20 protein-coding genes are annotated in these 18,816 nt (G+C 71.4%); 13 read left to right on the forward strand and 7 right to left on the reverse strand.

Annotated features, from left to right (window positions below; genetic code table 11):
- Positions 1 to 59: 59 nt before the first annotated feature.
- The 4 genes from ABZ477_RS12170 (at position 60) to ABZ477_RS12185 (ending at position 4,353) form a co-directional block, all read left to right on the forward strand.
- Positions 60 to 2,117: a TPM domain-containing protein gene (locus ABZ477_RS12170; protein WP_360132996.1), complete on the forward strand. Its 2,058-nt coding sequence runs from the start codon at positions 60 to 62 to the stop codon at positions 2,115 to 2,117.
- Between the two features lie 67 nt (positions 2,118 to 2,184).
- A complete protein-coding gene (locus ABZ477_RS12175) occupies positions 2,185 to 2,946 on the forward strand; it encodes a PspA/IM30 family protein (protein ID WP_360132999.1) in 762 nt (253 codons plus the stop codon).
- A gap of 100 nt (positions 2,947 to 3,046) precedes the next feature.
- Positions 3,047 to 3,868: an arginase family protein gene (locus ABZ477_RS12180; protein ID WP_360133002.1), complete on the forward strand. Its 822-nt coding sequence runs from the start codon at positions 3,047 to 3,049 to the stop codon at positions 3,866 to 3,868.
- The gene (locus ABZ477_RS12185) at positions 3,865 to 4,353 is read left to right on the forward strand and encodes a Fe-S oxidoreductase (protein WP_360133005.1); all 489 of its coding nucleotides are present in this window, start codon (positions 3,865 to 3,867) and stop codon (positions 4,351 to 4,353) included. Before ABZ477_RS12180 ends, ABZ477_RS12185 begins: the two co-directional genes overlap by 4 nt.
- 140 nt (positions 4,354 to 4,493) lie before the next feature.
- Here ABZ477_RS12185 and ABZ477_RS12190 read toward each other — a convergent pair whose 3' ends face one another.
- From ABZ477_RS12190 to ABZ477_RS12200, 3 genes are all read right to left on the reverse strand, one after another.
- Complete coding sequence (locus tag ABZ477_RS12190) at positions 4,494 to 4,964, reverse strand: SIP domain-containing protein (RefSeq protein WP_360133007.1); 471 nt, start codon at positions 4,962 to 4,964, stop codon at positions 4,494 to 4,496.
- Positions 4,965 to 5,030: 66 nt separating this feature from the next.
- Positions 5,031 to 5,750 (reverse strand): tyrosine-protein phosphatase, encoded by a 720-nt coding sequence (locus ABZ477_RS12195; RefSeq protein ID WP_360133010.1) that lies wholly within the window; start codon positions 5,748 to 5,750, stop codon positions 5,031 to 5,033.
- Complete coding sequence (locus ABZ477_RS12200; protein WP_360133013.1) at positions 5,747 to 6,229, reverse strand: carboxymuconolactone decarboxylase family protein; 483 nt, start codon at positions 6,227 to 6,229, stop codon at positions 5,747 to 5,749. Before ABZ477_RS12200 ends, ABZ477_RS12195 begins: the two co-directional genes overlap by 4 nt.
- Positions 6,230 to 6,290: 61 nt before the next feature.
- Here ABZ477_RS12200 and ABZ477_RS12205 point away from each other — a divergent pair, with 61 nt between their 5' ends.
- From ABZ477_RS12205 to ABZ477_RS12240, 8 genes are all read left to right on the forward strand, one after another.
- A complete protein-coding gene (locus ABZ477_RS12205) occupies positions 6,291 to 7,262 on the forward strand; it encodes an alpha/beta hydrolase (RefSeq protein ID WP_360133016.1) in 972 nt (323 codons plus the stop codon).
- A gap of 141 nt (positions 7,263 to 7,403) precedes the next feature.
- Positions 7,404 to 8,912 carry an ABC transporter substrate-binding protein gene (locus tag ABZ477_RS12210; protein WP_360133019.1) on the forward strand — a complete coding sequence of 503 codons (1,509 nt, stop codon included), beginning with the start codon at positions 7,404 to 7,406 and terminating at the stop codon, positions 8,910 to 8,912.
- Entirely contained in the window at positions 8,909 to 9,859 is a 951-nt protein-coding gene (locus ABZ477_RS12215; protein ID WP_360133022.1) for an ABC transporter permease, read from the forward strand. The genes ABZ477_RS12210 and ABZ477_RS12215 overlap by 4 nt, the downstream gene beginning before the upstream one ends.
- Before the next feature lie 80 nt (positions 9,860 to 9,939).
- Positions 9,940 to 10,926, forward strand: a complete 987-nt coding sequence (locus ABZ477_RS12220; protein ID WP_360133025.1) for an ABC transporter permease — start codon at positions 9,940 to 9,942, stop codon at positions 10,924 to 10,926.
- Positions 10,923 to 11,711 carry an ABC transporter ATP-binding protein gene (locus ABZ477_RS12225; protein WP_360133028.1) on the forward strand — a complete coding sequence of 263 codons (789 nt, stop codon included), beginning with the start codon at positions 10,923 to 10,925 and terminating at the stop codon, positions 11,709 to 11,711. The genes ABZ477_RS12220 and ABZ477_RS12225 overlap by 4 nt, the downstream gene beginning before the upstream one ends.
- 47 nt (positions 11,712 to 11,758) lie before the next feature.
- Positions 11,759 to 12,538, forward strand: a complete 780-nt coding sequence (locus ABZ477_RS12230) for an ATP-binding cassette domain-containing protein (protein ID WP_360133432.1) — start codon at positions 11,759 to 11,761, stop codon at positions 12,536 to 12,538.
- 142 nt (positions 12,539 to 12,680) lie between these two features.
- The gene (locus tag ABZ477_RS12235) at positions 12,681 to 13,757 is read left to right on the forward strand and encodes a M4 family metallopeptidase (RefSeq protein ID WP_360133031.1); all 1,077 of its coding nucleotides are present in this window, start codon (positions 12,681 to 12,683) and stop codon (positions 13,755 to 13,757) included.
- Positions 13,729 to 14,070 carry a protealysin inhibitor emfourin gene (locus ABZ477_RS12240; protein WP_360133034.1) on the forward strand — a complete coding sequence of 114 codons (342 nt, stop codon included), beginning with the start codon at positions 13,729 to 13,731 and terminating at the stop codon, positions 14,068 to 14,070. Before ABZ477_RS12235 ends, ABZ477_RS12240 begins: the two co-directional genes overlap by 29 nt.
- A gap of 156 nt (positions 14,071 to 14,226) precedes the next feature.
- Here the strand turns inward: ABZ477_RS12240 and ABZ477_RS12245 are convergent, their stop codons facing one another.
- From ABZ477_RS12245 to ABZ477_RS12260, 4 genes are all read right to left on the reverse strand, one after another.
- Positions 14,227 to 14,838: an N-acetyltransferase family protein gene (locus tag ABZ477_RS12245; RefSeq protein ID WP_360133037.1), complete on the reverse strand. Its 612-nt coding sequence runs from the start codon at positions 14,836 to 14,838 to the stop codon at positions 14,227 to 14,229.
- A gap of 10 nt (positions 14,839 to 14,848) precedes the next feature.
- On the reverse strand, positions 14,849 to 15,541 hold the full coding sequence (locus ABZ477_RS12250; RefSeq protein WP_360133040.1) for a uracil-DNA glycosylase: 693 nt from the start codon (positions 15,539 to 15,541) through the stop codon (positions 14,849 to 14,851).
- Positions 15,542 to 15,545: 4 nt separating this feature from the next.
- The gene (locus ABZ477_RS12255; protein WP_360133043.1) at positions 15,546 to 16,058 is read right to left on the reverse strand and encodes a phosphoribosyltransferase; all 513 of its coding nucleotides are present in this window, start codon (positions 16,056 to 16,058) and stop codon (positions 15,546 to 15,548) included.
- A 99-nt stretch (positions 16,059 to 16,157) separates the two neighbouring features.
- Positions 16,158 to 16,937, reverse strand: a complete 780-nt coding sequence (locus ABZ477_RS12260) for an SDR family oxidoreductase (protein WP_360133047.1) — start codon at positions 16,935 to 16,937, stop codon at positions 16,158 to 16,160.
- Positions 16,938 to 17,076: 139 nt separating this feature from the next.
- Between ABZ477_RS12260 and ABZ477_RS12265 the strand changes: the two genes are divergently transcribed.
- Complete coding sequence (locus ABZ477_RS12265; RefSeq protein WP_360133050.1) at positions 17,077 to 18,399, forward strand: bifunctional o-acetylhomoserine/o-acetylserine sulfhydrylase; 1,323 nt, start codon at positions 17,077 to 17,079, stop codon at positions 18,397 to 18,399.
- Positions 18,400 to 18,816: the final 417 nt, after the last annotated feature.

Consider the following 18,816-nt stretch of genomic DNA (forward strand, 5'->3'; position numbering starts at 1 on the left):
AAGCGTGAATAGACTCAGCGAGGGGGCGGCTTCCACGGCTCCCCGAGGGAGGGGAAGCGATGCGCGCGCGACGGACACTCGCGCTCACAGCGGCTCTCTCGCTGCTGCTGATCGGCGGAGCAGCCGCGGCCTCCGCGACCCCGCCGGTGGATCTCGGCGCGGGACACATCGTCGATCAGGCGGACGTGCTCTCCGGCGCCGACGAGACAGCCGCAGAGGAGCGGCTGCAGCAGCTGTCGGACGAGACGGATGCCGACCTCTGGGTCGTCTACGTCGACGACTTCACCGAACCGGCCTCCGCCGAGGAGTGGGCGAACCAGACGGCAGAGGACAACGGGCTCGGGCCGAACCAGTACCTCCTCGCCGTCGCCGTCGAGGGGCGCCAGTACTACCTGTCGGCCGACTCCTCCGGCCCGCTGAGCGAAGAGCAGATCGCGACGATCGAGCAGCAGCAGATCCAGCCGCGGCTCGCCGCGGAGGACTGGCTCGGCGCCGTCGACGCGGCCGCCGACGGCATCACGTCGGCGCTGAGCGGCGGCGCCGGAGGCGACGACGACGGCGGCGGGTCGGGAGGCGGCGGATTCGCCGGCATCCTCGTCTTCGTCCTCCTCGCGCTCGTCGCGGGGGCGATCATCTGGCTGCTCATCCGCCGTCGTCGCAAGAAGCAGGTCGGAACGGGCCAGGCCGGCGGGCCTGCAGCCGCCCCGCCCGTGCCCATCGAGGACCTCCAGCGCCAGGCATCCGCCGCCCTCGTCGAGACGGACGACGCCGTCAAGACGAGCGAGCAGGAGCTCGGCTTCGCGAAGGCCCAGTTCGGGGATGCCGCGACCGCCGAGTTCGAGCAGGTGCTCGCGAAGGCGAAGGAGGACCTCAACAAGGCCTTCATGCTCAAGCAGCAGCTCGACGACTCGACGCCCGACACCGAGGAGCAGGTGCGGGCCTGGAACACGCAGATCATCCGGCTGCTCGAGACCGCCAACCAGGAGCTCGACGACAAGGCGGAGGCGTTCGACGAGCTGCGAAAGCTCGAGCAGAACGCCCCCGAGGCCCTTGCGCGCGTCCAGGAGGAGCGGACCGCGGTCGCGGGCGCCCTGGATGCCTCGGCCCGCCGCCTCGCGGAGCTGTCGCAGTCGTACGCGCCCGAGGCGCTGTCGACCGTCGCCGACAATCCCGAGCAGGCGCAGGACCGCATCGACTTCGCCGACGCGCAGCTGAAGGCAGCCCAGACGGCCATCGGCGCCGGCGAAGGCGGCGAGGCGGCCGTCGGCATCCGCGCCGCCGAGGAGGCCGTCGCCCAGGCGAAGCTGCTCGAGGAGGCGATCGACAAGCTCGAGAAGGACCTCTCCGAGGCCGAGCAGCGCGCGGGGGCGATCGCCGCGGAGCTCGAGCAGGACATCGCCGCGGCATCCGCCCTCCCCGACTCCGACGGACGCGTCGCCGCCGTCGTCACGGCGACGCGGCAGCAGCTCGACGCGACCCGCGCCTTCCTCACCGGCACCCAGAAGCGCCCCATCGCGGCCCTCAAGACCCTCGAGACGGCGAACCAGCAGATCGACGCGGTCATCGCAGGTGTCCGGGATGCCGCGGCCAAGGCGCAGCGCGCGCAGCAGCTGCTCGGCCAGGTCATGCTTCAGGCGCGCGCGCAGGTGTCGGCGGCGGAGGACTACATCACGGCCCGTCGCGGCGCCGTCGGCGCGGAGGCGCGCACGCGGCTCGCAGAGGCAGGCGCCTCGATCGTTCAGGCCGAGCAGCTCGCGAGCGTCGACCCCGAGCGCGCCCTGCAGTACGCGCAGCGCGCCGACCAGCTCGCCGGGCAGGCGATCCAGTACGCGCAGGACGACGTCGGGTCGTTCGGCGGAGGCGGACTCGGCGGCGGAATGGGCGGCTCGGGCGGGGGCGGCGGTGGCGGGATGCTGGGCGCCGTCCTCGGCGGCATCGTGCTCAACTCCGTCCTGAGCGGCGGTCGCTCCTCCGGCGGAGGCCTGGGCGGGGCCCTCGGCGGGGCGATCGGCGGCGGCCTCGGGAGCATCCCGGGCGCGGGCGGGGGCGGCGGCTTCCGGCCCGGCAGCTTCGGCGGAGGCGGCACGCGCGGACGGCGCGGAGGCGGTCGCTTCTGACAGGGTCCCCACAGCGCCGCCCCGCGGCATCCCCCACTCTCTGACTCTTCGAAAGGAAGGAAACCCGATGGCAAAGCAGTCCATCTTCGGCCGCATCTCCACGCTCGTGCGAGCGAACATCAACGCGCTTCTGGACTCCGCTGAGGACCCCCAGAAGATGCTCGATCAGCTGGTGCGCGACTACACGAACAGCATCGCCGACGCCGAGGCGGCCATCGCCGAGACGATCGGCAACCTGCGCCTGCTCGAGCGCGACCACCAGGAGGACGTCCAGGCGGCCGCCGAATGGGGCAACAAGGCGCTCGCGGCCTCTCGCAAGGCCGACGAGCTGCGCGGCCAGGGCAACACCGCCGACGCCGACAAGTTCGACAACCTCGCCAAGATCGCGCTTCAGCGCCAGATCAGCGAGGAGAACCAGGCGTCGGCCGTCGAGCCCACGATCGCGGCGCAGACCGAGGTCGTCGCGAAGCTCAAGGACGGCCTGAACGGCATGAAGCAGAAGCTCGAGCAGCTGAAGTCCAAGCGCTCCGAGCTGCTCGCGCGCGCCAAGACCGCCGAGGCCCAGAACAAGGTCGCCGACGCCGTCAAGTCGATCGACGTCCTGGACCCGACGAGCGAGCTCGGCCGGTTCGAGGACAAGATCCGCCGGCAGGAGGCCCTCGCACAGGGCAAGCAGGAGCTCGCGGCGTCGAGCCTGGATGCCCAGTTCAACGCGCTCGAGGACGTGGGCGAGCTGACCGAGGTCGAGGCGCGCCTCGCGGCGCTGAAGTCCGGAGGCCAGCCCGCGCAGGCCGCCATCGACGCACCGAGCGCGCCCTACACGCCGTAGTCCGCTCGCATCGAGGAGGCGCCGCGACCTTCGGGCCGCGGCGCCTCTTCGTCGGCGCCGGATGGATGCCGCTCCCCTTCCCCTGCGGAATGATGGGCTCATGGCGCGATTCGTGATCGTCCCCCAATGGCAGGGCTCGCCCTCGGCGCGGGCGATGCAGCTCATCGACGGCGCACTGGCGATCGCGGGCGATCTGCCGCGCAACGCCTGCACGACCGTCGACGTCCCCCTCGAGGCGGGCGAGGCACTGGAGAGCGGTGTGCTCCGATACAGCTCCCTCATCCGCACGAGCGACGCCGTCGTCGGGCTGCTGTCGGGCATGGACGCGCCCGTCATCGTCGTGGGCGGCGACTGCGGCGTCGGCGTGGCGCCGATCGGCGTGGCCGCCGAGGATCACGATCGACTCGCCGTCGTCTGGTTCGACGCGCACCCCGACCTGCACACGATCGAGACGACGCACTCGGGGGCCTTCGGCGGGATGGCCCTGAGCGCCGTGCTCGGCGACGGACCCGACGGGCTGTCCCACGCGAAGGGCCTCATCCCCGGCGAGCGCATCGTGCTCGCCGGCGCCCGCGACTACGACGCCGAGGAGGAGGCACGGGTCGCGGAGACCGGCATCACGGCCATCGACATCTCCGAGCTCTCCGACCCCGGTCGCCTCGTCGAGGCCGTGGAGGCGACGGAGGCCACCGCGGTGTACATCCACGTCGACCTGGACGTGCTCGACCCGTCCGCGCTCACGGGAGTGACCTCTCCGACGCCGTTCGGCCTGACGGTCGCCGAGCTCGTCGCGGCGATCGGCGCCGTGCGCGGCGTCGCTCCGCTGGCCGGGGCGACGATCGCGGGCTTCGCGCCGAGCTCCCCTTCCGCGGCCGGCGACGATCTGGGCGCCATCCTGCGCATCGTGGGCTCGCTCGCGTGAGCCCCGTCCCCACGCCTCCGCCCGGATGGGAGCAGCGCGCGGAGCGCGCCCTCGAGGCGGGGCGCCGGTTCGACCGGTTCATCCCCGGGTTCCTCCTGGACTCCCCCATAAGCCGCCTCGGCTACGCGTACGGGACCGCGGTGGGCTTCCTCTGGGGCGGTCTGTGGAGCACGGGGCGGGTCGAGAAGCGCGACGGCCTCTGGATCTTCCGCGGCATGCCGTCCTGGACGTTCGCCCGTGGCGGGGTCTGCGTCGGCGGATGCTTCCTGACGGGCGACGGCGCCGTCGGCGAGCGGCTTATCGCGCACGAGGGGGTGCACAGCCGGCAGTGGCGCCGCTACGGCATGCTCATGCCGCTGCTGTATCTGCTCGCAGGCCGGGATCCTCTGCGCAACAGGTTCGAGATCGAGGCGGGCCTCGAGGACGGCAACTACGTGCCGCGGCGCCGCGTGAACCGCGGCCCCCGCCCTGGCTCGTCCCCGTGAGACCATCGCACCATGGGGCGTTCGTCTCCGTGGAACGCGCCTTTCAGGGCGCTGAGCGGCGCATTCGACGGAGACGAACCGTCTGGGCGGGCGCGCGGAGGCGTGACCCGGCTGCTGGTCGGAGCGTGCAGTGACGCGGCTCAGCGGGCGGTCGTCAGGCCGTACTGCTCGGGGGCGCTGATCTCACCGGGACGGATGCCGAGATTCTCGGTGAGGTGGTCGACGATGTCGGCCGTGCCGAGGTAGCCGCCCAGGAGGTGGATGCGCGTGTGGTCGTCGTCGCCGCAGAGCATCTCGTCGGCCCACGCCGTGACGGCGCGCGAGAGCGCCTGACCGGAGGCGCACGCGCGGCCCGTACCCGGATCGCCCGTCCGGCGGGAGCGGTCCAGCCACGTCACGACCATCCGGGCGGGAGCCGAGATCTCGGCCTGCCACGAGGCATCCGGGATCTCGATGAAGACGCGACCCGTCGAGCAGATCGGGAGAGTCGCCAGCAGTGTCTCCAGCTCGAGCAGCGACGTCTCGTCGGCCGTGATGAGGTGCTGCACGCGCGTGTGACGCGACGCGCGGCACGCGGCGGCGTTGTGCTCGGTGAGGTTGGTGACGGTCATCTCGAAGTCAGTATACCGCGAGGATAGGCTTGCCTAACCTCGGTATGAGCTGAACGTCACACAGCGTCACTCGTCGACGATGAGGACTGTGCGCAGCTCCGCGAGCTCGTCGTCCGAGAGCCCGTGCGCCCGCAGGTAGGCCGCCACCGAGCCGTACTGCTCGTCGAGGCGGGCGAGCAGGGCCGCCATGACGGGCGCGGGCGATCGGGTCGCGAGATCCTCGAGGTGGACGGCCTCCGGGTGCATCGCCCGGAGCCGCGCCACGACGTGCGCGTTGCGCCAGGCCGGCAGCAGGCCCTCCGTCCGGGCGTAGTCGGCGACGACGGCGTCCTCGTCGACACCCGCCGCCGCGAGCGCGAGCGCGACCGTCACCCCCGTCCGATCCTTGCCGACGGTGCAGTGGATGAGCACGGGCTGGTCCGCCAGGATGCCGCGCACGACGTCGATGACGCGATCCGCCGAGTCATCGACCAGCCGGCGGTACATCTCGTCGAGCGGGACGTCGTCGGAGAAGAAGGACTCGACGGAACCGAGGAACAGGGGCGCCCGCTGCGTCGTCACGACGAGATCGCCCAGCCGGCTCGGGGCGTACGAGACCTCGTCGTCGGCGCGCAGGTCGATGATGCGGCGCAGGCCCAGCCGGCCGAGCGCCGCGATGCCGTCGTCGTCGAGCCGCGCGAGGTTGCCCGAGCGGTAGAGGACGCCCGACCGCGTCCGGCCCGCGCCGGCCGGGAGGCCCCCGACGTCCCGCAGATTGACGGCGCCCGGGACGAGCTCGTCGCTCATGCCGGCGCGTGCGCGTGCAGGCGCGGCGGCACCGGGTAGCGTCCCGCGATCGCGACCCGGTTGAACGCGTTGATCGAGACGAGGAGCCAGCTCAGTGCGACGTACTCGTCCTCGCTGAGGACCCCGCCGACGTGGTCGTACACCTCGTCGGGCACTCCCCCGTCGTGGATGAACGTGAAGGCCTCCGCAAGCTCGAGACCGGCCTTCTCGCGCTCCGTGAACACGCCGGACTCGCGCCACGTCGGCAGCTGCGCGATGAGGTCGGCGTCCAGCCCCGCCTTGACGGCGCGGTCGACGTGGACGCGCACGCAGAACGCGCAGCCGTTGAGCTGGGACGCGTGGATCTGCACGAGCTCCTTGAACCGGTCGTCGATCCCCGCCTCGCGCGCGATCCGTCCCACGGTCTTGGAGAACGCGTCGAGCGTCGTGTATGCGTCGGGCGCCGAGCGGGAGAGGTGGACGCGGCGTTCTTCGCTCATGCCTTTCACCCTATGACGGGCAGGATGCCGGGTGCCCCGCGAGTCGGGGCAGAATGGCCCAGTGAGCGACCCCGCAGACGAGTTCTCGTTCCTCCCCGACCAGGCCGCGGATGCAGGCATCGACGGCCCCGTCCCCCACGGCGAGCGCCTCACCCTGGCGCTGCCGGACGGGCGCGTCCTGAGCTCTCTGCTCTATCGCCCGTCGACAGGCTCGGGAACCGAGGGCGGCGGCTCCGCGTCACCCGAGGTCACGTTCCTCCACGGCGCAGGGCTCAACGCCCACACGTGGGACACGACGATCCTGGCCCTGGGCCTGCCCGCGCTCGCGATCGATCTGCCCGGCCACGGCGACTCGTCGTGGCGCGAGGACTCCGCTTACACGGGCGGCATGCTCGCGCCGGACATCGTCGCGGGGATCGAGGCGTGGACGGACCGGCCGCAGGTGCTCGTCGGGCAGTCGCTCGGCGGGCTGACGGCGGCGGCGGTCGCAGCATCCCGTCCCGACCTCGTCCGTGAGGTCGTCGTCGTCGACATCACCCCCGGGATCGACCCGAACGGCGGGCCCTCCCAGCTGCGCGAGTTCTTCGCGGGGCCGACGGACTGGGGTTCGCGCGACGAGCTCGTCGAGCGGGCCCTCGCGTTCGGGCTCGGCGGATCCCCGACGGCGGCGGCGCGCGGCGTCTTCCACAACTCGCGCATCCGCCTCGACGGCCGCGTCGAGTGGAAGCACCACTTCGCGCATCTCGCGAACGCGATGGCCGCCTCGCCCGAGCTCGCCGCGGCGGCCGCATCGCAGCAGGACGCCCTGCGCTCCGTCCTGTCCGAGAGCGGCTGGACCGATCTCGCCGGCGTGCGCGTCCCGCTGACGCTCGTCCGCGGGACGCGCGGCTATGTGACGGAAGCGGATGCCGAGGCCTTTCGCGACCGCGTGCCGACAGCATCCGTCGTCGATGTGCCGTCGGGTCACAACGTGCAGGAAGAGCTCCCCGTGGCGCTCGGAGAACTCGTCCGGGAGCTCGCAGGGAAGGGTTAACGCTTCTGTTGCGTTGTGCGTAGCGCCGCCGAACAGCCCCTCGCGGGTTGCCTAGGCTGAGATACCGCACGAGAACGCCCCCGGGCTCAGCCCCCGAGGCGCACCTCCCCCTTCACCGGATGTCCACCCGAAAGGACGGCCATGCTTCGCCGCACCGCCCTCGCCGCCTCCGCGCTCCTGGCTGCCGGAGCCCTCCTGCTCACAGCGTGCACAGGGGGAGACGCCGAGTCGCCGACGACGACCGCGGCAGCCGATCCGGACGCCTCGGCGGTCATCCGGCTCGTGCTGGAACCCGGCAACCTCGACATCCGCCAGACGGCCGGGGCCGCGCTGGACCAGATCCTGGTCGACAACATCTATCAGGGGCTCGTAGCGCGCACGCCCGAGCAGGAGATCGTGCCGTCGCTCGCGACCGATTGGACGGTCTCGGAGGACGGCCTGACGTATGAGTTCACGCTCCGCGAGGGCGTGACGTTCCACGACGGGCAGGAGCTGACGCCCGAGGACGTCGTGTGGTCGCTCACGACCCGCAGGGACACGCCGGAGTGGCGCGACTCGGCGCGTCTGGCGAGCGTCGAGAAGATCGAGGCGGACGGCCAGACGATCACGCTCGAACTGTCCGAGCCGGACTCGACGCTCCTGTGGAACCTCACGGGACGCGCGGGGCTCGTCCTGAAGGAGGACGACGACGTCGACTACCAGACGGCCGCGAACGGCACGGGTCCGTTCATCCTGGATGACTGGCGCCAGGGCGACAGCATCACCTTCGTCCGCAATGACGAGTACTGGGGCGACAAGGCCCAGGTCGCCGAAGTCGTGTTCGACTACATCCCCGACAACCAGGCGGCTCTCAATGCGGCGCTCGCGGGCGAGGTCGACGTCGTGACCGGGTTCGACGCCAACCTGAAGGACCAGATCGAGGCGGACGGCGCGTACGAGCTCGCCCTGGGTCAGTCCACCGACAAGGGCACGCTCGCGTTCAACCAGAAGTCCGGGCCGCTGGCCGACCAGCGCGTGCGCCAGGCGATCCGCCAGGCGATCGACCACGACGCGTTCGTCGAGGCCGCCGCGTCGGGCGAGACGCTCTACGGCCCGATCCCCGAGCTCGACCCCGGCTACGAGGACCTCTCGGATGTCGCGCCCTACGACCCCGAGGCGGCCAAGGCGCTTCTCGCCGAGGCGGACGCCGAGGATCTCACGCTGACCCTCACGATCCCGAACTTCTACCAGACGACGATCGCGCAGATCCTCGTGTCGGACCTCAACGAGGTCGGCATCACGCTCGAGGTCGACTCCGTCGACTTCTCGACGTGGCTCAACGACGTCTACATCAACCAGGACTACGACCTGAGCTTCGTGCTGCACACCGAGGCGCACGACTTCGAGAACTGGGCCAACCCGGACTACTACTTCACCTACGACAACCCCGAGGTCCAGGACCTGTACGCCCAGTCGATCGCCGCGACCGACGAGGCCGAAGCGGCAGACCTGCTCGCGCAGGCCGCGCGCATCGTGTCGGAGGACGCGGCCGGGGACTGGCTCTTCAACGGGGCGTCGGTCGTGGCGGTCGGCACTAACATCACGGGTATGCCCTCGATCAACGTGAACGAGCGCCTCGACGTGTCGCAGTTGGCCAAGAGCAACGGGTGATCCGATACACGCTGACGAGGCTGGCCCTGCTCCTGCTCGGGCTCTTCGTCGCCAGCGTGCTCATCTTCCTGACGCTGCGCGTCCTCCCCGGTGACGTCGCGCAGCTCATCGCCGGCACGAACAGCACCCCCGAGCAGGTCGCCGCGATCCGGGAAGAGCTCGGGCTGGACGAGCCGCTCGTCGCGCAGTACGTCGACTGGATCGGCGGAGTGCTGCGCGGTGACCTCGGGACGTCGCTGCTGACGGGGACGAGCGTCACGGAGGAGCTGGTCGAGAAGGCGCAGGTGACGGTCCCGCTCGGGATCTTCGCGCTCACGATCGCGCTCGTCTTCAGCCTCCCCCTCGGCGTCCTGTCCGCCATGCGGCGGGGGCGCGCCTCGGGGACGTCGCTCAGCGTCGGAGCGCAGGCCGTCGCGGCGGTGCCGGTCGTGTGGGCCGGCATGATGCTCGTCGTCGTCTTCGCCGTCTGGCTCGGCTGGCTCCCCGCGCAGGGCTTCCCGCGCAGCGGCTGGTCCGACCCCGCCGCCGCCGTGCGCGCCCTCGTCCTCCCGGCCCTCACGATCGGCATCGTCGAGGGCGCCATGCTCCTGCGATTCGTCCGCAGCGCGACGCTGCAGGCCGTGGGGCAGGACTACGTGCGCACCGCGGCGGCGAAGGGCCTTACGCGCGACGCGGCGCTCATCCGGCACGGCCTGCCCGCCGTCGGACTCTCGGTCGTGACGGTGCTCGGCCTGCAGGTCGCCGGAATCATCGTGGGCGCCGTCGTCATCGAGCAGCTGTTCACGCTCCCCGGGATCGGACGGATGCTCGTCGCCGACGTCGGCGCGCGCGACCTGCCGAAGGTCCAGGGCGAGCTGCTGGCACTCACGGGCTTCGTCCTGATCGTCGGGTTCATCGTGGATCTCGTCCACCGCTCGCTCGATCCGCGCCAGCGGGAGGCGGCATGAGCGGCCCCGACTCCTCCGGCACGTTCCCGGATCGGCACGACCCGCCCCAGGATCCGCAACGCATGCCCCAGCCTGCGGGCATGTCCCGGAATTCGCCGCCTGCGACGCCGCTGAGCGGCCGAGTTCGGGACGCGGATGCTGTCCCCCCGGGCCGCAAGGAGCGCCGCCATGCCCGCAAGCGGGCGCGGTCGTCGTGGCTGCGCCGGCTGTGGAGCCTGTCGACGGGCCGTTTCGGCCTCATCGTGGTCGCGGTCGTCCTCGCGACGGCGCTCGTGTCGCTCTTCTGGACGCCGTTCGACCCGCAGCAGGTGGACATCTCCAATCGCTGGGCCCCGCCGAGCTGGCCTCACGTGCTCGGCACGGACGCGTCGGGCCGCGACATCCTGAGCCTGCTCATGGCGGGCGCGCGCACGACGGTCCTCGTCGCCGTCGGCGCCGGGCTCGTCGCGTCGGTCGTCGGCATCGCGCTCGCGGCGCTCGGCGCCCTCACCGCGCGGTGGGTGCGCGAATCCGTCGCGGTGTTCGTCGACATCCTCATCGCGTTCCCCGTCCTCATCATCGCCATGATGATCTCGGCCGTCTGGGGCGGGTCGCTCTGGGTCGTCATCTGGTCGGTCGGCATCGGCTTCGGCGTCAGCATCGCCCGCGTCACGAGGCCCGAGCTGCGGCGCGTGCTGCACAGCGAGTTCGTGCTCGCGGGACGCATGGCGGGCCTCACGCCGAGCCAGAACCTCGTGCGGCACCTGCTTCCGAACGTCGCGCCGGTCTTCATCGTGCAGCTGTCCTGGAGCATGGCCGTCGCCGTCCTCGCCGAGGCGGGCCTGTCGTACCTAGGCTTCGGCGCTCCCGTGACCGAGCCGTCGTGGGGCCTGCTCCTGGCCGAGCTGCAGCAGTTCATCACGGTCCACCCGCTGTCCGTCGTGTGGCCTGGCCTGGCCATCACATTCACGGTCCTCGGCCTCAACCTCCTCGGCGACGGCATCCGCGAGGCGACCGACCCGACCCTCACGCGCCGCGGCGGGGCCGCGCGGACGGCGCGCACCCACGTGCCGGAGGTCGTGTCATGACGCTCGAGGTGCGGGACCTCACGATCGACATCGGCGACCGTCGCGTCGTCGACGGCGTCTCGTTCGACGTCCCCGACGGGGCGCGCGTCGGCCTCATCGGAGAGTCCGGCTCGGGCAAGTCCCTCACGGCCCTCGCGATCCTCGGGCTCCTCCCCGACGGCGCCGTCGCGACCGGCTCCGTCCGCTGGAACGGCCGGGAGCTCCTCGGTCTGCCCGATCGCGAGCTCGCGGGCCTGCGCGGCGACGACATCGGCATCGTCTTCCAGGAGCCGCGTACGGCGCTCAACCCGATCCGCACGGTGGGCCGGCAGATCGCCGAGTCCGTGCGGATCCACCAGCGCGTGACCCGGGCGGAGGCCAAGGCGCGCGCCGTGGAGGAGGCGCGCCGTGTGGCACTCCCCGACCCCGAGCGCATCGTCTCGCGCTATCCGCACCAGCTGTCCGGCGGGCAGCGGCAGCGCGTCGCGATCGCGACGGCGCTCGCGTGCCGGCCCCGCCTGCTGATCGCCGACGAACCAACGACGGCGCTCGACGTCACGATCCAGGCCGAGATCCTCGACCTCCTCCTCTCACTCGTCGAGGACGACGGGATGTCGCTCGTCTTCATCACGCACGACCTCGCGGTGCTCTCGCGCATCGCGACGCACGGGATCGTCCTCGAGCACGGCCGCGTCGTCGAGGACGCCTCCGTCGCGACGCTGCTGACGGCGCCCGCCTCCGCCGTCACGCAGGAGCTCCTGCGCGACGCGACGGCGACACTGTGGCGGCCCGGGGGCCTCTCGTGACGGCGCCCGTGCTGCTGCGCGCGCGGGGCCTGACGCGACAGCATCCCATCCCCAAGGCCACGCTGTTCGAGCGCGCCCGGACGATGACGGCGCTGGAGGATGCCGACCTCGACGTGCGTGCCGGCTCGGCGGTCGGCATCATCGGCGAGTCCGGTTCGGGCAAGTCGACCCTCGTCCGGCTGCTCATGGCGCTGGACACCCCGACGGCCGGAACGATCGAATTCGCGGGGCGCGAAGTGGATGCCTCGGCCGGCGCGCGGGCGCTGCACTGGCTGCGCCGCGACACCGGCATGGTCTTCCAGGATCCCTACGCGTCGCTGGATCCGCGCATGAGCGTGGGGCGGATCGTGGCCGAGCCGCTGTGGGCGCTCGGGCTCGGCGGCGACGGCGAGCCCGGCGCGGAGGGACGCCGCGACCGCGTCCGCGAGGTGCTCGTCGACGTCGGGCTCGAGCCCGACATGGCCGACCGGTTCCCGCACGAGTTCTCCGGCGGTCAGCGCCAGCGCATCGCGATCGCGCGCGCCGTCGTCCACCGCCCGCGGCTGCTCGTCGGAGACGAGCCGATGTCGGCGCTGGACGTCACGGTGCGCGCGCAGATCCTCGAGCTGCTCGCCGAGCTGCGGCGCCGCGACGGGCTCACCCTCGTGCTCGTTTCGCACGACATCGGGGTCGTGCAGAACCTCTGCGACGAGGTCGTCGTGATGAAGGACGGCCGCATCGTCGAGGAGGGCCCGACCGAGAAGGTGCTGCTCGAGCCGCAGGTCGCCTACACGCGTCGGCTGCTCGCCTCGATCCCCGTCATCGACCCCGGCGCCGCGGCATCCTGATCCCTCTGCGATCCCATCGAGTCGCCAGGACACGCGGCCGCGGGATGCTGTCCGCGCGCGTGTCTCGGCGACTCGACGGCGCGTCCCTCGGCCGAGTGGCGTGGGGCGAAGGGATGTCGCGGGGCGCCGATAGCCTCGGAGCATGAGGCACGCGATCGTTCCGCCGTACCTGCTCGCCCGCATCGCCGCAGCCCGCGAGCCGCACCTGGCGCATGCCGCGGCGGCGGCACAGGCCACACTCGCCGCCCAGCGCGAGTACCGGCCCGAGCGCTCGCGCCTGCGCCTGTCGATCGACGAGGCCGGCTCGCTCGTGGCAGAGTCGGCGCCCGCGCCGGACCGCACGATCTACGACGCGCAGAACCGCGAGGTCCTGCCGGGCGTGCGGGTCCGCGGCGAGGACGACCCGGCGACGGGCGACACCGCCGTCGACGAGGCCTACGACGGGCTCGGCGCGACGTTCGACTTCTTCTGGGACGCCTACGGCCGCACCGGGATCGACGACCAGGGCGGCGCGCTGCTGGCCACCGTGCACTTCGGTCAGGACTACGACAACGCGTTCTGGAACGGCGAGCAGATGGTGTTCGGCGACGGCGACGGCGAGATCTTCACGGGCTTCACCGGCTCGCTCACGGTGATCGCGCACGAGCTCGCGCACGGCGTCACGGAGGCGTCCGGCGGCCTGGAGTACCAGAACCAGTCCGGGGCCCTCAACGAGTCGCTCTCGGACGTGTTCGGGGCCCTCACGGAGCAGCACTCGCTCGGCCACACGGCGGAGGAGGCGTCCTGGCTCATCGGCGCGGGCATCTTCACCGATGCCGTGCAAGGCGAGGCGCTGCGCTCCATGAAGGAGCCGGGCACGGCGTACGACGACGACGTCCTCGGCAAGGACCCGCAGCCGGCCCACATGCGCGACTACGTCAGGACGCAGAGCGACAACGGCGGAGTGCACATCAACTCCGGCATCCCGAACCGGGCCTTCGCCGTCACGGCGCTGACGCTCGGCGGGAACGCGTGGGAGCGCGCCGGGCTCATCTGGTACCGGACACTGACCTCGGGGAAGCTGTCGCGCACGACCAACTTCACCCGGTTCGCCGCCGCCACCGTGCAGGCCGCCGAGGCGGAGTACGGTGTGGAGTCGGAGGAGGTGGCCGCAGTCCGCGCCGGCTGGATCGACGTGGGCGTCATCGAGGATGGACCAGACGCGCAGCCCCGAGCCTGACGGACCCACCGAGAGCCCCGCACTCGTGGTGGCCGTGACCCGCACGGGCGGGTTCGCGGGCCTGACGCGCGTCTGGACGGCCGAGCCGCGCGAAGACGAGGCATCCACGTGGATCGCGCTCATCGGGCGATGTCCGTGGGACGAGACGCTCGACCTGGATCCGCAGGGCGCCGACCGGTTCCAGTGGAGCATCCGGGCGCGGTGCGGACCCGACGACGACCGCGAGGCCGAGCTTCCCGACCGGGCCGTCCAGGGCCCGTGGCGCGAACTCGTCGACGCCGTCCGCGACTGGGCGTCCGGGGGCGCGTCCTGACGTCAGGATCGGTCAGCGCCCGAAGAAGGCTGTTCCCATTCGACCGGCGCCGATCCAATTCGACCGGCACCGAGCAGCCCGGCGTCACGCTCGGTCAGCGCCCGAAGAAGGCTGTTCCCATCCGACCGGCGCCGAGCACCCTGACGTCACGCCCGGTCAGCGCCCGAAGAAGCTCTTCTTCTTCACCGGCTTGAGGTGCTTCTGCAGGTAGATCGTCCCGAGCCACCGGCCGAACTTGAAGCCGACCCGGCCCATGCGCCCGACCTCGACGAAGCCGAGCTTCTCGTGCAGGGCGACGGATGCCTCGGCCCCCTTGTCGCTGATGACGGCCACCATCTCGCGGATCCCGGCCTGCTCGCACGCCGTGATGAGGGCTTCCAGGAGCGCACGCCCGAGGCCCTTGCCCGCGGCCGCCTGCCCCAGGTAGATCGAGTTCTCGACCGAGTACCGGTAGGCGCTCTTCGTCGACATCGGCTGCACGAGGGCATATCCGAGGATCTGCCCCGTCGGCGACTCGGCGACGAGGAAGGGCATGTTGAGCTTGCGCAGGTGGGCGAGCTTCTCGCGCCACTGCTGGATCGACCACTTCTTCTCGTCGAACGTCACGACCGAGTTGGTGACGTAGTGGTTGTAGATCTCGCGGATGTCGGGGAGGTCGCGGTCCTCCACCGTCCGGATCGCGTACGTGAAGGGCCGCTCCGGCGCAGCGGGCCTGCGCAGATGCAGCGGAAGGCTCCGCCGCGTCTTCTCGTACTCCTCCTCCAGCATGCCGACAAGCCTACGCGGGCAGCATCCAGTCGACCGGGGCCGCCGCCTGGCGTGCGAGGAGGTCGTTGGCCCGCGAGAAGGGCCGCGACCCGAAGAAACCCCGGCTGGCCGACAGCGGTGACGGGTGCGGCGACTCGATGATGGGCGTCTCACCGAGGAGCGGCCGCAGGTTCGCGGCATCCCTCCCCCACAGGATCGCGACGAGCGGCTTGTCGCGGGCAGCGAGGGTGCGGATCGCGTGCTCGGTGACCTTCTCCCAGCCCCACCCGCGGTGCGACGCGGGTGCGCCCGGGGCGACGGTCAGCACCCTGTTGAGCAGCATGACGCCCTGATCGCTCCAGCCCGACAGATCCCCGTGCGCGGCGGGCGGGATGCCGAGATCCGCGCTGAGCTCCTGGTAGATGTTCGACAGGCTCCGCGGGAGGGGCCGGACGCCGCGGTCGACCGCGAACGAAAGCCCGATGGGATGCCCGGGTGTGGGGTAGGGGTCCTGTCCGACGATCAGCACCTTGACGTCGGAGAGCGGCCGCTGGAAGGCCCTCAGGACGCGGTCGCCGGCGGGGAGGTAGCGCCGGCCGGCGGCGACCTCGCCGCGCAGTCGCTCGCCGAGCGCTGCGATGTCGGCGCCGACGGGGTCGAGCGCGTCCGCCCAGCCCGGGTCGATGAACCCGGCGGACGCGAGCTCGGGAAGCGTCATCGCCATCGGATCAGGCCGAGCGCTCGGCCGCGGTGGCGTCCTCCTCGAGGACGGACCCCTTGAACGACCAGGGGAAGTCGATCCACAGGGACGTGGCCTTCCACGAATAGTCGGGGTCGATGATCGTGGTGGGCTTCGTGTAGATCGTCGCGGAGCGGACGTCGGCGCCGCGCTCGACGAGGAGCTTGACGGCGAGGTCGAGCGTGCGTCCGCTGTCGGCGACGTCGTCCACGAGGAGCACGCGGCGCCCGTCGAGATAGGTCATGTCGAGCTCGGGAGGGAGCACCTCCGGCGCATCGAGCACCGTGCCGATGCCCGTGTAGAACTCGACGTTGATCGCGCCGCAGTTCTTGATCCCGAGGCCGTACGCGATGGCTCCCGCGGGCAGCAGGCCGCCGCGCGCGATCGCCACGACGACGTCCGGCACGAAGGCGTCCGCGAGGATCGCCCTGGCAAGGTCGCGGGAGGCCTCACCGAAGCCGTCCCAGGTCAGCTGCTCGCGCTCGATGGCCGCATCAGTCACGCCCTCCAGCGTACGGCTCGGCTGCAGTTCGTCTCCGTCGAATGCGGCGCGGGATGCGGCGAAACCACGCGTTCGACGGAGACGAAGCGAGCCATCCGGTCAGTCGAGGCCGCGCGGGCGCAGGGGCCCGCGGGCGAGGAGGTGCTGCGCGGACTGCGCGACGGGGCGCATCGTGATCAGGTCGAGGTTGACGTGCCCCGGCGCGTTGAGCGCATAGGCGATGACGTCCGCGACATCCCCGGCTGTCAGCGGCGCCTCGACGTCCTGGTACACCTTCTCCGCCGCGATGCGGTCGCCGCCGAGGCGGTTGAGCGTGAACTCCGGCGTGTGCACCATCCCGGGCGCGACCTCGACGACGCGGATGGGCTCGCCGTTGAGCTCGAGGCGCAGAGCGTGCGCGAGCATCGACTCCGCGGCCTTCGCGGCGTTGTAGCCGCCTCCGCCGGGGTAGGCCGTCTGCGCCGCCGTCGAGGTGACGAAGAGCGTGTCGGCGTGCCCGTCGGATGCCGCGGCCCGGCGCAGCAGCGGGAGCAGCGCTGCGATGAGCCGCTGCGCGCTCAGCACGTTGACGTCGAACATCCACTGCCAGTCCGCGATGTCGCCGTCCTCGACGCGGTCGGTCCCGCGCGCGCCGCCGGCGACCTGCACGAGCGCATGGACTCCGCCCGTCTGGGCGAGCCACTCGGCCAGCGCATCGACGTCGGCCTGCTGCGTGAGGTCGGCCGCAAACGCCACGGCGCCCGTCTCGGCCTCGAGCGCCTGGAGCCGGTCCGCGCGTCGCGCGACGGCCACGACATCCCATCCCGTCGAGCGCAGGGCCCTCGCCGCAGCCTCGCCGATCCCCGAGCTCGCACCCGTCACCACTGCACGTCGTGTCATGCCTCCACGCTAGCCCGCGGCGGCGCCACGGTCGGTTACGTAACATTTCCCGCTCGTTGTCGACGGAAGTAGGGCACCCTACTCTCGGACGAGGCCGCGCAACCCGCCGCGCGCCGCCACGAACCCTGCAGGAGCAGTCATGTCCGCATCCGAGAACTGGCGTTTCGAGACCAAGCAGATCCACTCGGGTGCCCAGCCCGACCCGGTCACGAAGGCTCGCGCCACCCCGATCTACCAGACGACGTCGTACGTGTTCGACAACACCGACCACGCCGCGAACCTCTTCGCCCTCGCGGAGTTCGGCAACATCTACACGCGCATCATGAACCCGACGCAGGAAGTCGTCGAGCAGCGTCTCGCGGCTCTCGAGGGAGGCACGGGCGCCCTCCTCGTCGCGTCGGGCCAGGCCGCCGAGACGTTCGCCGTGCTCAACATCGCCGAGGCCGGCGACCACATCGTCTCGTCGAGCTCGATCTACGGCGGCACCTACAACCTCTTCAAGTACACGCTCGCCAAGCTCGGCATCGAGGTCACGTTCGTCGAGAACCAGGACGACCCCGAAGAGTGGCGCGCAGCCGTCCGGCCCAACACGAAGCTCTTCTTCGCCGAGACCATCGGCAACCCGAAGATCAACGTCCTCGACATCGCCACGGTGGCCGAGATCGCCCACGCTGCGGGGGTCCCGCTCATCGTCGACAACACGATCGCGACGCCCTACCTCATCCGCCCCTTCGAGCACGGCGCCGACATCGTGATCCACTCGGCGACGAAGTTCCTCGGCGGCCACGGCACGGTCATCGGCGGCGTGATCGTCGACGGCGGCACCTTCAAGTGGTCCGAGAAGGTCGACAAGTTCCCGGGGCTCACGGTGCCCGACCCCTCGTACCACGGTGCCTCGTACACGGCCGCGGTGGGCGACGGCCTCGCCTACATCATCAAGGCGCGCGTCCAGTTGCTGCGCGACCTCGGCGCGGCCATCTCGCCGCAGAGCGCGTGGCTGCTCATCCAGGGCCTCGAGACGCTCTCGCTGCGCATCGAGCGCCACGTGTCCAACGCACAGGAGATCGCCGAGTGGCTCGAGAACCACTCGGACGTCGCGTCCGTGAACTACTCGGGCCTGCCCACCTCGCCCTGGTACGCCGCCGCCAACACCTACGCCCCCAAGGGCGTCGGCGCCGTCCTGTCGTTCGAGCTCAAGGGCGGCGTCGAGGCCGGCCGCGAGTTCGTCAACAGCCTGACGCTGTTCAGCCACCTCGCAAACATCGGCGACGTGCGCTCGCTCGTCATCCACCCCGCCTCGACGACGCACTCGCAGCTCACGCCCGAGCAGCAGCTCACGACCGGTGTCACGCCCGGCCTCGTGCGCCTGTCGGTCGGTCTCGAGAACATCGACGACCTCAAGGCCGACCTCGAGCAGGCACTCGCGGCCGCGCGTCGCGTCTCGGAGGCGGCTCGCGCCTGACCTCCCGCTTTTGAGCTCGTCGACGGATGCCTCGGCCCACATGGGTCGGGGCATCCGTCGTCTCGCCGGCTCGAGGCCGCGCCACAGCGTCGCAGATCGCCACAACGTCACACAATCCGAGCCCGATCTCTGCGACATCGTGGTTATCTGCGACATTGCGGCGCAGCATCCGGGGTCGCGCGCGTGACGGGCCCGCGTGCCTGCCCGCGCCACAGCGCCGCAGATCGCCACACCGTCACACAATCCGAGCCCGATTCTTGCGACATTGCGGTTATCAGCGACATTGCGGCGCAGCATCCGGAGTCGCGCGCGTGACGGGCCCGCGTGCCTGCCCGCGCCACAGCGTCACGGATCGCCACAACGTCACACAATCCGAGCCCGATCCCTGCGACATCGTGGTTATCTGCGACATTGCGG

It is taken from the genome of Microbacterium sp. NPDC019599, assembly GCF_040632175.1.
Lineage (GTDB): Bacteria > Actinomycetota > Actinomycetes > Actinomycetales > Microbacteriaceae > Microbacterium.